The organism is Streptomyces sp. NPDC000880, assembly GCF_053599675.1.
The window spans coordinates 43772-56647 of record NZ_JBSFMS010000036.1 but is presented as its reverse complement, the minus strand read 5'-3'; the positions used below and the strand labels follow the sequence as shown (position 1 = coordinate 56647).

12 protein-coding genes and 4 pseudogenes are annotated in these 12876 nt (G+C 69.2%); 11 read left to right on the top strand and 5 right to left on the bottom strand.

What is annotated here, in order from left to right; translation table 11 throughout:
* Positions 1-721 precede the first annotated feature (721 nt).
* Both ACWDO5_RS15015 and ACWDO5_RS15010 read left to right on the top strand, forming a co-directional pair.
* A pseudogene (locus ACWDO5_RS15015) lies at positions 722-811 on the top strand (hydroxymethylbilane synthase); the annotation flags it as partial.
* Positions 812-945: 134 nt separating this feature from the next.
* Positions 946-1605 carry a TOPRIM nucleotidyl transferase/hydrolase domain-containing protein gene (locus ACWDO5_RS15010; protein ID WP_450530703.1) on the top strand — a complete coding sequence of 220 codons (660 nt, stop codon included), beginning with the start codon at positions 946-948 and terminating at the stop codon, positions 1603-1605.
* 34 nt (positions 1606-1639) lie between these two features.
* Here the strand turns inward: ACWDO5_RS15010 and ACWDO5_RS15005 are convergent.
* Positions 1640-1744, bottom strand: a pseudogene (locus ACWDO5_RS15005) (IS5/IS1182 family transposase); the annotation flags it as partial.
* A 159-nt stretch (positions 1745-1903) separates the two neighbouring features.
* Between ACWDO5_RS15005 and ACWDO5_RS15000 the strand changes: the two are divergent.
* From ACWDO5_RS15000 to ACWDO5_RS14990, 3 genes and pseudogenes are all read left to right on the top strand, one after another.
* Positions 1904-2518 carry a dihydrofolate reductase family protein gene (locus tag ACWDO5_RS15000; protein ID WP_450530702.1) on the top strand — a complete coding sequence of 205 codons (615 nt, stop codon included), beginning with the start codon at positions 1904-1906 and terminating at the stop codon, positions 2516-2518.
* A 139-nt stretch (positions 2519-2657) separates the two neighbouring features.
* Positions 2658-2891 (top strand): annotated as a pseudogene (locus tag ACWDO5_RS14995) (GIY-YIG nuclease family protein); the annotation flags it as partial.
* Between the two features lie 70 nt (positions 2892-2961).
* A pseudogene (locus tag ACWDO5_RS14990) lies at positions 2962-3421 on the top strand (IS701 family transposase); the annotation flags it as partial.
* A gap of 205 nt (positions 3422-3626) precedes the next feature.
* Here the strand turns inward: ACWDO5_RS14990 and ACWDO5_RS14985 are convergent.
* Positions 3627-4109 (bottom strand): MarR family winged helix-turn-helix transcriptional regulator, encoded by a 483-nt coding sequence (locus ACWDO5_RS14985; protein WP_450530701.1) that lies wholly within the window; start codon positions 4107-4109, stop codon positions 3627-3629.
* A gap of 85 nt (positions 4110-4194) precedes the next feature.
* Between ACWDO5_RS14985 and ACWDO5_RS14980 the strand changes: the two genes are divergently transcribed.
* From ACWDO5_RS14980 to ACWDO5_RS14960, 5 genes are all read left to right on the top strand, one after another.
* On the top strand, positions 4195-4842 hold the full coding sequence (locus ACWDO5_RS14980) for an FMN-dependent NADH-azoreductase (RefSeq protein ID WP_450530700.1): 648 nt from the start codon (positions 4195-4197) through the stop codon (positions 4840-4842).
* A 116-nt stretch (positions 4843-4958) separates the two neighbouring features.
* The gene (locus ACWDO5_RS14975; protein WP_450530699.1) at positions 4959-6020 is read left to right on the top strand and encodes a phosphatase PAP2 family protein; all 1062 of its coding nucleotides are present in this window, start codon (positions 4959-4961) and stop codon (positions 6018-6020) included.
* 3 nt (positions 6021-6023) lie between these two features.
* On the top strand, positions 6024-6686 hold the full coding sequence (locus ACWDO5_RS14970; protein WP_450530698.1) for a DedA family protein: 663 nt from the start codon (positions 6024-6026) through the stop codon (positions 6684-6686).
* Between the two features lie 48 nt (positions 6687-6734).
* Positions 6735-6866 (top strand): hypothetical protein, encoded by a 132-nt coding sequence (locus ACWDO5_RS14965; RefSeq protein ID WP_450530697.1) that lies wholly within the window; start codon positions 6735-6737, stop codon positions 6864-6866.
* A gap of 216 nt (positions 6867-7082) precedes the next feature.
* The gene (locus ACWDO5_RS14960; RefSeq protein WP_450530696.1) at positions 7083-7262 is read left to right on the top strand and encodes a hypothetical protein; all 180 of its coding nucleotides are present in this window, start codon (positions 7083-7085) and stop codon (positions 7260-7262) included.
* A 268-nt stretch (positions 7263-7530) separates the two neighbouring features.
* On the opposite strand, the gene ACWDO5_RS14955 is transcribed toward ACWDO5_RS14960, so the two are convergent.
* Entirely contained in the window at positions 7531-8112 is a 582-nt protein-coding gene (locus tag ACWDO5_RS14955) for a TetR/AcrR family transcriptional regulator (RefSeq protein ID WP_450530695.1), read from the bottom strand.
* A gap of 4 nt (positions 8113-8116) precedes the next feature.
* Positions 8117-9556 (bottom strand): MFS transporter, encoded by a 1440-nt coding sequence (locus ACWDO5_RS14950; RefSeq protein WP_450530694.1) that lies wholly within the window; start codon positions 9554-9556, stop codon positions 8117-8119.
* 239 nt (positions 9557-9795) lie between these two features.
* On the opposite strand from ACWDO5_RS14950, the gene ACWDO5_RS14945 reads away from it, so the two are divergent.
* The gene (locus ACWDO5_RS14945) at positions 9796-10215 is read left to right on the top strand and encodes a hypothetical protein (RefSeq protein ID WP_450530693.1); all 420 of its coding nucleotides are present in this window, start codon (positions 9796-9798) and stop codon (positions 10213-10215) included.
* A 51-nt stretch (positions 10216-10266) separates the two neighbouring features.
* On the opposite strand, the gene ACWDO5_RS14940 is transcribed toward ACWDO5_RS14945, so the two are convergent.
* Positions 10267-12798, bottom strand: a complete 2532-nt coding sequence (locus tag ACWDO5_RS14940; RefSeq protein ID WP_450530692.1) for an outer membrane protein assembly factor BamB family protein — start codon at positions 12796-12798, stop codon at positions 10267-10269.
* Positions 12799-12876: the final 78 nt, after the last annotated feature.

The following is a 12876-nucleotide window of genomic DNA, read 5'->3' as shown; positions in this document are numbered from 1 at the left end:
TGGCGTGAGGTCGAGGCACGAGGCTGAGGGTCACTCGGACGATTGCTGACGTGATCGACCAGTCGCTGGTCCCGGTCCTCGTTTCCACCCGCGGGAAGATCCTCGGACCCGGCGCGTACGACCCCGCCGGGTCCACGCTGCTGGACGCCTTGCGGGACTGCCATCCACCGCTGACACCAACGTGCACGAACGTGGGGCGACAAGGGCGGAAGGTTCCAAGCCCTACAGTGGCGGCTGGGAGGCCCTGTTGGGCGGTGGTCGCCCGGCTCAGGGGTGACCCACGCGCCTCCCCATCAAGTGGCTGCGACTGGGGAATCTCAACTGGCCACCATGCCCGCCTCCTCTTGATCGGCAGGGGCATGGCTGCCCGCGCACAGGGCCCAGGCATCCCCCGGTACGGGCGTACTCGGACCATGGCGGTTTGACGGCTGGTGATCGTAGGACGTTCGGCATGCACCAAGATCCACAACGAGCCCAACTTGCGACGGATCCCGCGCTGCCGTCCTGGGCCGATTGATGCAGAAAAGAGTTGCCATGAAGACTTCATTGCGATTCTCTGGCCGGTATGCCGAGGCATTTGCTGGCTGTTGAGCACACAAAGATCCGGTCGCTGCGCGAGCGGGCGGGACTGTCTCCGCAGGAGCTTGCTGGGAAGTTCACGCCCGCCTATCAGGCCGCCGACGCCACGGTGATCGTCACCAACCACCACAACTTCATCCAGGGCAAGACGGTCCTGAACGCCCACGAATGGGCGGGCCGCCTCAACTCCGCCACCCTCGGCACCTCGGTAGCGGTCTCCCTCCTCCGCTAGGGCGCCCGCGACCTGATCGACGGCATCGCCCACTGAACCCCTGTCGGGTGAGACACCCGGCCTGACGCCGTGCCGCGCCGTGCCCCGGTAAATCCGGTGTTCCGTCAGTAGCCCGCGTTGCGACACTGGGGCCCATGGACGAGATGGGGCGATTCCGTCGGGCGGTCGTCGCCTGGGCGGCGGGTGGTGCGGGGGCGTCGGCGGCTACCGTGGCCGCGCGTGAGGTGGCGGCCGGCTCCGCCTTGCGTACGGTCGTGCTCGTCGAAGGGGGCAGTGACCGGGCCGCGCTCGAAGCGCTGGCCGCGCAGCAGGGCCGTGACCTGGAGGCGGAGCGCGTCTCGGTCGTGCCGCTCGGGGGCGCGACGAGCATCGGGAGGTTTCTGGACGTGTGCGGCCCTCCGGGGCTCGACGTCAAGCTGGCGGGCCTGTGCGACGCCGCGGAGGAGCGGTTCTTCCGACGCGCTCTGGAACGGGTCGGCCTCGGCTCCGCCCTCACCCCCGACGACCTCGCACCACTCGGTTTCCACGTCTGCGTCGCCGACCTCGAGGACGAACTGATCCGCGCCCTCGGCACCACCGCAGTCCAGCAGGTCATCGAGGCCCAGGGCGAACTGCGTTCCTTCCGCATCTTCCAAAACCAGCCCGCCCAGCGGGAACGCACCGTCGAGCAGCACCTCCGCCGCTTCATGGGCACCCACAGCGGCCGCAAGGCCCAGTACGCACGCTCACTCGTCGAGAACCTGGATCTCGCCCGGGTCCCGCGTCCTCTGGACCGTCTCCTCGCACACGTCTGACGTTCTTCGCAGGTTCTGAACGCAACTAGGACGTGTTGGGAGGGCGCCCGCCGGCGCTGCCGCGTCGCAGGCGGTGTCCGGCCTGGTCGCGCTTCTCCGGGATGGTTTGTGGGATCTGCCGACGCCGCGGGTGGGCCCGATGTGATGATCAAGGTCCTGGTAGAGCGTCTCGCCGCTGGTCCCCGCCCGCCTCTGGCGGGCGGGGACTGTCGCGTGTCGCGGGGAATGTCGAATGCGCCGGTTCCCGATCGACGTGAGAGTAAAGGCAGCACATCCCAGGACTTCAGGAGCACCCATCGTGACCGTAACCGCGGATATGGCCATCTCCCTCGACGGCTACGTCGCCGGCACCAACGTCTCCCCTGACAACCCGGGAGGCGACGGCGCCGAGCCGCTCTTCGAGTGGATCCACAACCTGGCGAGCTGGCGGCAGCGCCAGGGCATGACCGGCGGGGAGGAGAACCGCGACTCCGAGCTGATGCGCGAGTGGTTCGATGCCACCGGAGCGGTGGTCATGGGTCGGATGATGTACGACACGGGCGAGGAGTTCTGGGGCGACAACCCGCCGTTCCGGGCCCCGGTCTTCGTGCTCACCCACCGCCCCGGGCCGGCCCTGGTCAAGGAGGGCGGCACCACCTTCACCTTCGTCACCGACGGCATCCACAGCGCCCTCGACCAGGCAAAGGCCGCCGCTGGGGACAGGAACGTCGACATCGCAGGCGGGGCGAGCACGGTGCAGCAGTACCTCAGGGAGGGACTCATCGACGAACTGCAGCTGCACGTGGTGCCCGCGCTCCTCGGAGAGGGACTGCGGCTCTTCGAGGGACCGGGCGCCGGGCGGCGGAACCTCGAGACGGTCAGGGTGGTCGACACGCCCCTCGCCACCCACCTCAAGTACCGCTTCGTGAAGTGACCCGGCACAGACAAAGCCCGGCCCCGGCAGCCCGCTACTGCTGCCGGGACCGAGGGCTTTCGGCGGTCTAGGGTGTGCCCATGCCGATGGCCCAACCGTTCGGCAGGCCACCGCCGACTTACTGTCCGCGCCTCACCCCTTGAGCGCCGCGGCCGCTGCGCTGCCCGCGGCCCCGGGTCTGTACGCCTGGTGGGCGCCGCCCGAGGTCCTGGCCTCCTTCCCCGGGCCGGTCAACTCGGGCGATGCCGGAAGGCGACTGCTCTACCCGGGCAAGGCCAGTCGACTGCGATCCCGAATCGCCTCGAACCACCTGAGGGACTCCGGACGCTCCACCCTGCGCCGCGCCCTCGCCGGACTCCTCATGCCCACCGAGGGCTACCGCACCACCTGGACCGACCGCGTCGTCCTGATCCCCGAGGACGAACAGCGCCTCACGCACGCTGTCGGCCCAGCCCGGCGACGCGGTAACGGTGGCCGAGCCGTACTGCAGACCGGGCGTCCGCCGGTGCCGAAGTACCCAGACCGGCCGCAGTCGGTGAAGCAGCTGGTCATCGCGGCGGGCCGGAAGATCGCACGGCCGGTCCAGTGGCGGGAGGGCTCCCGGCCCGGCACGGGCCGCTCCGGCCGCAAGCGCATGTACTCCCGCTTCGTGGCCTTGCGGATCCGGCCCGCCGGACACGAGATCCGGCAGACCACCGACAGCCCGGAACTCCCGGAGTGCCGGCTGCTGGCAGGGTGACCCTCCGGCGAGGCCGAGCCGGTCCAGTTCTGGCTGTCCGACCTGCCCGCCGACACACCGATCACCACGCTGGTCCGCCTCGCCAGGCTCCGCTGGCGCATTGAGCACGACTACCAGGAGAGATGAAGCAGGGCCTGGGCCTGGATCACTTCGAGGGCCGGACGGATGGACTGTTCGAGGTTGAGCCGGTCGAAAGAAGCAGCCGCAGGGCCGTCCGGCGACGGTGGACAAGACGTTTCGGGCGTTCGACCCTGATCAGGTCCTGTTGCTGCCGCCGTCGCTGAACGACTGGCTGCCCCAGGAGCACCCGGCCGGTTCGTCGCCGACCTGGTCGACGAGGTACTCGACCCCGGACCAGCCAGTTACCCGTTACCGAGACACGCTCCTAGTAGCCCAGGCCTCGGTGCAGCTTCCGGTTACCTCACCGTTCGCCGCCTGCTGGAGCAGGCTGTACAGGGCCTCGCGCTGTGCTTCGTCGAGTGCGGCGAGCACCTCGTTCTCGGCCGCGGCGAGCGCGCACTCGGCTTTGCCGAGCAGTTCGAGGCCGGTTGCGGTGATCTCCACGACGTGGCGGCGGCGGTCCTGGGGGGAGCGCCGCCGTTCGATCAGCTGCTCGGCCTCCAGGTCGTTGAGCAGTCCGACGACATTGGTCCCGTCCATCATCAGCGTGGAGGACAGTGCCTGCTGTGTGCTGCCACCCCGATCCCTCAGCACCGTGAGAGCCACCAGGTGGCGTGGGCGGAGCCCGAGCTGCGCCAGCACCGATTCCCCCCGCAGGCGCATCCGCCGCGCAAGGTGATCGAGCAAGGCAGCCGAGCGGTGCACCGGCTGGTTGGCGGGGGAAGAAGCCATGCCCTTCAGTCTACCCGAGCCAATGCATTACCTGTGTGTTATAAATGGCTTGCCTTACACAAACGACCTGTCAAGGATTAACAAAATGGCTCATCTGCTGCACATCGACTCAAGCATTCAGGGCGATCGTTCCGTCAGTCGCAAACTCAGCGCCCGGGCAGCCGACGCCTGGCGCGCGGCACATCCCGGCGGCAGCGTCACCTACCGTGACCTGGGCAGCGACCCGCAGCCGCACCTCACTGAGGCGACCCTCCTGGCGCGGAGGCTGCCGCCCGAGCAGCACACCCCGGTCCAGGCCGCGTCGTGGGCGCTGACCGTGGAACTGGTCAACGAGGTGAAGGAAGCCGACACGGTCCTGCTGGGAATGCCGCTCTACAACTACGCCGCGCCCAGCAGCGTGAAGTGCTGGGTCGACCATCTCCTCGCCCCCGGGCTGTCGGTCGACACTGAGACGCAGACCGGTTTGCTCGGAGGCCGGGAGTTCATCGTGCTCGCCTCACGCGGGGGCGGTTACAACGAGGGGGCGCCCCGCGCAGGCTGGGACCACGCGGAGGCGTGGCTCCCGCATGGCGTGGCGGGGATGGGTCTGGAGCCGCGCTTCATCACGGCCCAACTCACCCTCGCCGAGGTGGTGCCCGCCATGGCCGAGCTGATCCCCCTTGCAAAGGAGAGCCTGGCGGCAGCCGAGCGAGAGATCGACGCTCTCTGGTCTCCGGTGTCCGCCGTGGTCTGACCCCAACCCCCGCCGCCCGGACCAGGCCCGCCCCGCCTTCCGCCGCGCAACCGTGATGCGTGACCGACCGGCAGGGCGGAGGCAGGCGGCCGGCCCGGAAGCACGGGAGGCCCTCGATGAGTGGCATGACGCCCGGCGCCCACCACGCCGAACACCTGCTGTACGACGTGGTCTCCGGCCGGCCGCCGTGCCGCCCGCACCACGACCCGGCACGGCTCCCGCCCGGCGCCTTCGCCCGGGGCAGGACAGCACGGCAACTGCTCCTGCAGACGGCCGTCGTCGTCGCAGCCGCGCTCACCTGCTTCGGAATACGGAGACTCACCGAAGGCGCCCCGAACGTCGCGCTGCGAAACGCCGACCTCGCGCCATCGGCCGAACGGTTCCTGCATCTCGACTGGGAGACCACGTTGCAGAATCCGCTGATCGACGACCACGCCATCACGCAGGTGCTCAACTGGATCTACATCTTCGGCCACTGGCCGGTCATCGCCCTGACCATGGTGTGGCTGCTCTCCCGCCACCACCAGGTCTATATACGGATCGCCGCGGCGATGCTGCTGTCCGGCGCGATCGGCCTGGTCCTCTTCGCGGCCTCCCCGCTCGCCCCGCCCCGGCCGGCCGGACTGGGTCTGACTGACACGGTGACCCTGCAGTCCGACGCGTACCGCGGCCTGCAGCCCACCGCCTTCGTCAATCAGTACGCGGCAATGCCCGGCCTCCACGTGGGCTGGAACCTGCTGATCACGCTCGCGGTCCTCGCAGCCGCGCACAAAGTGCGGGTCCGTGTCGTGGCGGTGGCCCTCACGCTGTCCATGGACGCCGCGGTCGTGCTGACCGCCAATCACTACATGCTCGACGCGATCGCGGGTGCGGCCCTGGCAGCCGTGAGCTGGTATGCCGCCGGGCGCCTGCAGGCCAGGAGGGCGAGCCCGGCCGCCCCCGATGCGGCCGCGGCTCGGACCGGGCACGTGCGGCCCGCCACGTCCGGGAGCGCCGCCGCACCGGCCCGCCTCCGCAGTCTCCCGCTGCTGTCCTCGCCCCAGCCGACACCTGAGCCGGGGCTGGTGCCGGTGCCCGGGCAGGGGCCGGCACCCGCCGACCAGCCGGCCACCGCCCGGCGGTTGCGGCCCGCGGCAGCCCCCGAATCGCAGCCGGCGCCGCTGCGCCCGGCGGGCTGACCCGTGATCCCCACCGACATCATCCAGGCCGCCGGCCTGTGGACATACGTCCTGGTGTTCACCATCACCGCCGCTGAGACCAGCGCCTTCATCGGCCTGCTCCTTCCCGGCGAAACCCTCATCCTGCTCGCCGCAGCCCTGGCCGGCCGCGGCGACCTCGACCCGGCCCTGCTGACCGCCGCCGTAATCGGCGGCGGCATCACCGGCGACAGCCTCGGCTACGCCATCGGCCACTGGTACGAGCACCGCCCCAGCGCCGAGCGGCTACACCACCGGATCCAGCCTGGAGGCCGGATCGACCACGCCCGCGACTTCCTGCTGCGTCGTGGCGGACCCGCCGTCTTCACCGGCCGGTTCATCGGCTTCGTACGATCCTTCCTGCCCTTCGCCGCCGGAGCCGTAGGCATGCCCTTCCGCCGGTTCTTCCTCTACAGCTCCACGGCCTCGGCCACCTGGGGAACGGGGAACGTGCTCGCCGGATACTTCCTCGGCGCCTCCGCCGAGCGGCTGCTGCGCACGGCCGGTGTCGCCGGGGCGCTCGCCGCCACCGCCGCGGTCCTGGCCATGATCCTCGTCGTACGGATCCGACACCTCCGAGCCCGGCCCCCGCTGCGACACCACCGCCGGGGCCGACATCGGCGCCTCACCCGGCCCATGTCTCAGTAACCGGCAACCCGGTGCGTTTCGTGATCATTCATACGGGATGATCAGGGTATGCGTGGTGGGGATGGACTGTTCGAGGTCGAGCCGGTCGAAAAGAAGCAGCCGCAGGGCCATCCGGCTGCGGTGGACAAGACGTTTCGGGCGTTCGACCCTGATCAGGTCCTGTTGCTGCCGCCGTCGTGAACGATGGCTCCCGCAGGACCACCTGGCCCGGCTCGTTGCCGCGATGCAGCGATTCGTCGCGCCGCTATGTATAGGACGGGATGGCACTCGTCCAGCCTCTCATTCGACGAACCGCTCCGCGATCAAGTGAGTGAACGAGTACGCGGCGGTGATCGCCGACATCGATCGGGTTTTCTCGGCGCGGTACCTGTCTACTTTGATGAGGACTTCGGACCGATGAGTGGCGCCAAGGACATCGTCCGGTCCGACAACATCGGCGTGGCTGCGGACCTGTTGAGGAGGTACGAGGAGGTAGGCGTCAGCCATGTGATCTTCTCATTGGAGTCCTCCAACCTCGATCGGCTGCGGGAGACGACGGAGGACATCGCGTCTCGTGTTCGCCCGGCAGTGGAGTGACCTGGTGTCTCTACAGCGACTGCGACTCGTCCGGACTTCCATGCACGTTGCCGCACTTCAGGCAAGCACACCAAGCACGGAAAGAACGTGCAGGTCATGCCGTCCCTTCGGCCCCCAGCCGTGGGCTTGGCCTGCGCTGCCCGTGCGATGCACGACATCCGCGCGGCCGCGCACACGACATCGTTGACGCCCTGGCCGCGGCCGCCCCACTGCCCTGAGCAGACCTGAAGTCGGGCGCAACCCGCCGACTCGTCTGCCGCGTTGCCGGTCAGGTGCTGAGCGCTTTCAGCATCAGCCCGCTGTAGCGGCGCCAGACGGCCGGATCGCGGATATCCATGGCGACGAGCTGACGGGCGTAGCCGCCGAAAAGGACCTGGAAGTCCTCGAGGGTGACCTCCGGACGGAGGTTGCCCTGCTCTCTCGCGGCGTTCACCAGTGCCTCGAGCTCGGTCAGGATGTTGCGGTTATGTGCCTCGATGCTCGCGGGGACGATGTCCGCCAGTACCCGATCGCCGGCGAGCCGCTCTGCCAGGTCGCCCATGAGGGTGGTGAGCGCCCGGTAGGCATCGGGCTCCGCCAGCGCCTGCGCGATCCGGTGCTCCATCCACCGCAGTTGGTATTCGGCGACGGCCTCGATCAGGTCGGCCTTCGTCGCGTAGCTGCGGTAGACCGTGGCCTTCCCCACCCCCGCGCGCCTCGCGACCTCCGGCATCGTGGCCGCCAGACCGCGCTCGGCGAAGACCTCCAGCGCCGAAGTGATGATCTTCTCGTGGTTGCGGCGGGCGTCGGCACGCCGTGCGGACCAGTCGTCGTCGAGAGACGCGGGCGGGGTGGGCTGTGGCTGCGACATGCGGTCAGTCTCCCTGACGTGCCCCACCGCTGGTCACCGCAATGGACGTGGCGACGCTCTCCCCTGGCTCCGTCTGATCGGCACCGGCGCGGGGAATCAAGAGGGCCGCAGCTCCTGCGACGGCAGCCGCGACCGCCCCGATGGCGAATGCCTGGGTGAAGGCGTGATCGGCGGGAAGCAGCGTCCCGGCCGTGACGCTGCCGGCCAGGAGCGTGGCGGCCACCTGCGAACCGATGGACGAACCGAGCGAACGGATCAGGGCGTTCACTCCGGTCGCCTGCCCTGTCATGGAGGGCGGGACCGCGCCCACGATCAGGTTGGGCATAGCCGCCATTGCCAGACCGATACCGGCGAAGACGACCATGGAGTAGATCACGATGGTGGTGACGGAGCCGTGTTGGGCGGCCAGCAGTCCCAGACCGCCCGCGGCGATCAGTGCGCCGAGGGCGAGCGGGACCTTACCGCCGACCTTCGTCGAAAGCTTCCCGGACAGCGGCCCGGCCAGGAGCATCAGCAGGCAGGCCGGCAGGAGCAGCAGGCCCGCTTGGGTCGCGTCCATACCGAAGCCGTAGCCGGACGCCCTGGGGGTCTCCGCGATCTGCGGGATGAGGACGAAGGCTCCGAACATGGCGAAGCCGGCCAGCAAAGTGGTGATGTTGGTGGCGAGCACCGCCGGGCGGCCGAGCACCGAAATATCCACCAGCGGCTCGCGGACGCGCCGTTCGAACAGGCCGAAGAGCACCAGGATTATGAGACCGGCGGCGATGAGGCCCAGGACGCGGGCGTCGCCCCAGCCCCAGTCAGCGGTCTTGGTGAGGGCGATCAGCGGAGCTGTCACACCGACGGCCAGCAGCACGGCACCGACGTAGTCGACCTTGCCTGTGACGTGGTTGTTGTTGGCGGGCAGGGTCCGTACGCCCAGGATCGCCAGTCCGGCCATGATCGCGCCGGACCAGAAGATCCAGTGGTACGAGGTGTGGTCGATCATTAGACCGCCCAGCAGCAGACCCGCTCCGGCGCCGATACCGGCGATCGCCGAGATCAGCCCGAGCGCACCCGGCCTGCGGTTCGGCGGGAAGTCATCGCTGATGATGCCAAAGCAGAGCGGGAAGATGCCGCCGCCGGCCCCCTGGAGCACGCGGGCCACGACGACGAGCCAGATGTTGCCGACCACAGCGGCCATCACGGCGCCGGCGCCGAAGAGCAGCAGCGCGATGAGCAGCATACGGCGTTTGCCGAACATGTCACCGAGCCGACCCAGCACGGGCGTCAGGATCGCTGCCGCCACCAGGTAGCCCGTCAGTACCCAGGTCACGCTCGCAGAACTGGCATGCAGCGCCTTCGCCATCCCGGTCATGGCCGGGACCACAGCCGTCTGGGCGAGCGCATAGGCCGTGGCCGCCAGCGCCAGGACCACAAGTGAGCCCTTTGGGGGGCTATTCACGTCGACACTCATCTCGTATCTCTCCACTCACAAAGAACAACCGGACCCACGGGTCCACTTGCCCCAGAGTAGCCCCAACCGGTCCCATGGGTCCACTTACGCGACAAGGTCCCGCGCCCATCGAGAAGCCGTTGTCTTTCCGGAGGTGATCGGTGGGTTTCCGCTGGTCAGGCATGAACTCCATGGCATCGAGGCAGAGTCGGACCGTCGCGTTGGTCGGGATGACACGGAGGTGGCCGGTGACGTCGGTCATGGGTTTGCTGGAAGCGCGGGAGAGGGCTGCGCAGGTGCGGGTGGAAGAGCTGCGTGAGGATGTGGAGCGGGTGCTGACCGATCTGCGGGCAGCCGAGGCGGTGTTGGAGCGACGGGTCGTTGCACGAGTGGAGCCGGCCGAGGCACTGGCCGGGACGGAGTCGGAGTACCGGTCCGTCGCATACGCCGAGGCCGCACGGCTCGGCGCCCCGGACGCGGTCCATGTCGCAGACCGCTGGCACATCTGGAGGAACCTCGTCGCGGCCGTCGAGACGGTCATCCAGCACCGCGCTCTGCTCCGCAAGCCGGAGGAGGCCGGTCCGGTTCGCTCCGTTGCGCACTCTGGGCCGCTTACGCATGCGCTCGGGCTACGGGCGCTGCTGCCGGACTTCCGCGGAAAGAACTGATGGGTCCTGCGGGCGCGATGATCACGCCCGCAGGACCCCGGTCGTGGTCGCTCAGCTACGGAAGCCGTACACGTTGCCGTCGTAGGCGCCGACCATCACGAGGTTGCCGGACACCGCCGCGGAAGAGTTGACCCAGGTGCCGATCGCGTGCGTCCAGACGACCTTGCCGGTACGCAGGTCCAGGGCGGAGAACTTTCCGTCCTTGGCGCCCGCGTACACCGTGTCGCCGCTGATCACCGGTGACGATTCGACCGCCCCGCCGGTGGTGGTTGTCCACAGGCGGCGGCCGGTGGCGGCGTCGAAGCCGGCGATCCCCTGGGCGCCGATCGGCGAGACAACGACGGAGCCGGAAACCGCAGGGGTACCGCGGCCTTCGTTGTACCCGGGGTCGGCGTCCTTCCACAGGACATTGCCGGTGGCGAGGTCCAGGGCCTCGAGCTTGCCCTGGCCCTGCAGATACACCCGGCCAGCGGAAACGGCCGGGGCCGAGCGGTACCGCGCCGCGATGGTGGGGTAGTGACGCCACCGCTCGGTACCGGTGGCCCGGTCGATCGCGGTCACGTAACGACCGTCCCCGGTGAACAGCACCAGGTCACCGGCGATGGTCGGCGCGCCGGGCCGGTCCGTACTGCCGTAGCCGTCGGTCGCGGGAGTGAAGTTCCAGCGCTGCTTGCCGGTACGCGCGTCCAGGGCGAGCATGTTCGTGCCGCCCCAGATGGTGCAGCAGGTGTTGGTCGAGACGCTCTGGTAGACGACTCCGTCGGCGACGACGGGGCCGGCGAACGCCCATGCGCGCTGTACGCCGTCCTGGCCGACACCGTTGCGGACCTGCCACACCACGTGTCCGGTGCGGGCGTCGAGCGCGAGCACGGTGCCGCGGACGGTGCTGGCGTAGACGAGCCCGCCCGCGACCGTGGGGGTGGCGTCCACGGGTGCGTCGGTCGTCTGACGCCACCGCTGCCGGCCGGTGACCGAGTCGATCGCGGCGATGCCGTTGTGTGCGGTGCCGTCCTCGTCACGCACGCCGACGTACGCGACGCCGTCGGCTACCACGGGCGACGAGCTCAGGATGGCGCCGCCGCTGTGGTAGACCCAGGCGAGGTTCAACGGGGCGGAGACAGTGGTCTGCACCTGCCCGGTGTGCTGGTTGTCCCCTTGCAGGGTTGGCCAGTTGGTGTCGGCGTGCGGGCGTACGGCGGGTGTGGTGGCCACGGTGAAGGTGCTGGTGGTGGACCACGTCTTTCCGGCGGTGTCGGTCATCACGGCCTCGAGGCGGTGCGATCCGGGCCGTAGGGTCAGGCCGTCCTCGTCGGTCCAGGACCAGCGGCTTACCGGACGCAGCCGGTGCCAGTCGCCGCCGTCGACGCGGTACGCCACCCGGGCGGGTGGGGTCGAGGTGTCGTAGGCATTGATGAGCACCGGCGAAGCCTGGCGGGGCACGGTGGTGCCGGGTGCGGGGTTGACGACCGTGAGTTGCCGGTGCCGGTCGAACGCGGTGAACGGCGTGGCGATGGTGCCGTCGCCGGTGCCGACGATCCGCCGGAAGCCTTCGGGGCTGCCCTCCTGCGGGTCCGTTGCCGGCGAGGTGACGATCTGTCGCCCGCCGGGGAAGGTCGAGGGGTCCACGTCGTTGCCGTGCACGTGCCCGGACAGGACGATCTTGACGTTGTGCTTGCGCAGCAGCTCGACCAGCGGGGTCTGGTTCGGCTCGGTGAGTCCGCCGCTGAACGGCACATGCGCCGCCGCGACCAGCTCACGGCCCGGGTCGACCTGGGCGAGGTCGCGCCGCAGCCATTCCAGCTGGTCGGCTTCCTTCTGGCCGCGGTAGTTGTCGAGCATCACGATGTGCATATTGCGGTAGTCGAACGAGTACCACTCCGGTCCCTGGAAGTGGCGGTAGTTATCGATCGCTTCCGCGTACGTTGCCTGCGGGGTCGGGTACTTGAGCTCGTGGTTGCCCGGCGAGGTCCAGATCGGGTACTTGGAGGACGCCGCGGCCGACTGGTAGTTCTCGAACTCCGTCGGCGTGGCATTGTAGGTCAGGTCACCGGACAGCAGGATGAAGTCCGGCTCGGGGGCGAGCGCGTTCAGCTGCTGGAACTGGCCCGTTGCCCGCTCGGCCGACGAGGGGTCATAGACGTGCACGTCGGTGAGGTTGACGAAGTTGGGCTCGCCCTTGGCGGTCTTCGGGTCGGGCAGCAGTCCGAAGTCGGCGTTGGCGTGCGCCCCGGCGGCCAGCCGGCCGAGATCGCGGTAGAACTGCGGGGTGCGCGCCGCCGATACCGGCAGCCCGTATCCGGACGGCAGCGTCACCGCGACGAGGTCGGAAAGCCGCCGGTCAACCTGCAGCGCGAGTGTGTAGCTGCCGTCGGCACGAGTACGCGCGACCTGCAGGCCGTCGGAGACCACAACCCCGCCGAGCCCAGGTTCACCTGGGTCGCGGGTGCCGTCTCTATCGCGGTCCACCCAGACCGTGCCGGTAACCGTAGCCGTATCGGCTGCTGGTGCCGCCTGGGCAACGACGGGCAGCGGTACGAGCAGTGCGGCCGCGGTGGCCACTGCCCACTGCCGGATTGCGAACATTTCTCTCCCATCCGTTGCGCTACGACAGCGCACTCTTCGGATCGGAGTTGAGCCAAGGGATCCGAACTGGCTGGAATA

What these genes read in the sequence shown, in the direction of transcription:
- ACWDO5_RS15010 (WP_450530703.1), top strand. Translation starts at nt 946, where the DNA reads ATGGACGAGATGGGGCGATTCCGTCGGGCGGTCGTCGCCTGGGCGGCG.
- ACWDO5_RS14985 (WP_450530701.1), bottom strand. Translation starts at nt 4,109, where the DNA reads ATGGCTTCTTCCCCCGCCAACCAGCCGGTGCACCGCTCGGCTGCCTTG.
- ACWDO5_RS14980 (WP_450530700.1), top strand. Translation starts at nt 4,195, where the DNA reads ATGGCTCATCTGCTGCACATCGACTCAAGCATTCAGGGCGATCGTTCC.
- ACWDO5_RS14975 (WP_450530699.1), top strand. Translation starts at nt 4,959, where the DNA reads ATGAGTGGCATGACGCCCGGCGCCCACCACGCCGAACACCTGCTGTAC.
- ACWDO5_RS14965 (WP_450530697.1), top strand. Translation starts at nt 6,735, where the DNA reads ATGCGTGGTGGGGATGGACTGTTCGAGGTCGAGCCGGTCGAAAAGAAG.
- ACWDO5_RS14960 (WP_450530696.1), top strand. Translation starts at nt 7,083, where the DNA reads ATGAGTGGCGCCAAGGACATCGTCCGGTCCGACAACATCGGCGTGGCT.
- ACWDO5_RS14955 (WP_450530695.1), bottom strand. Translation starts at nt 8,112, where the DNA reads ATGTCGCAGCCACAGCCCACCCCGCCCGCGTCTCTCGACGACGACTGG.
- ACWDO5_RS14940 (WP_450530692.1), bottom strand. Translation starts at nt 12,798, where the DNA reads ATGTTCGCAATCCGGCAGTGGGCAGTGGCCACCGCGGCCGCACTGCTC.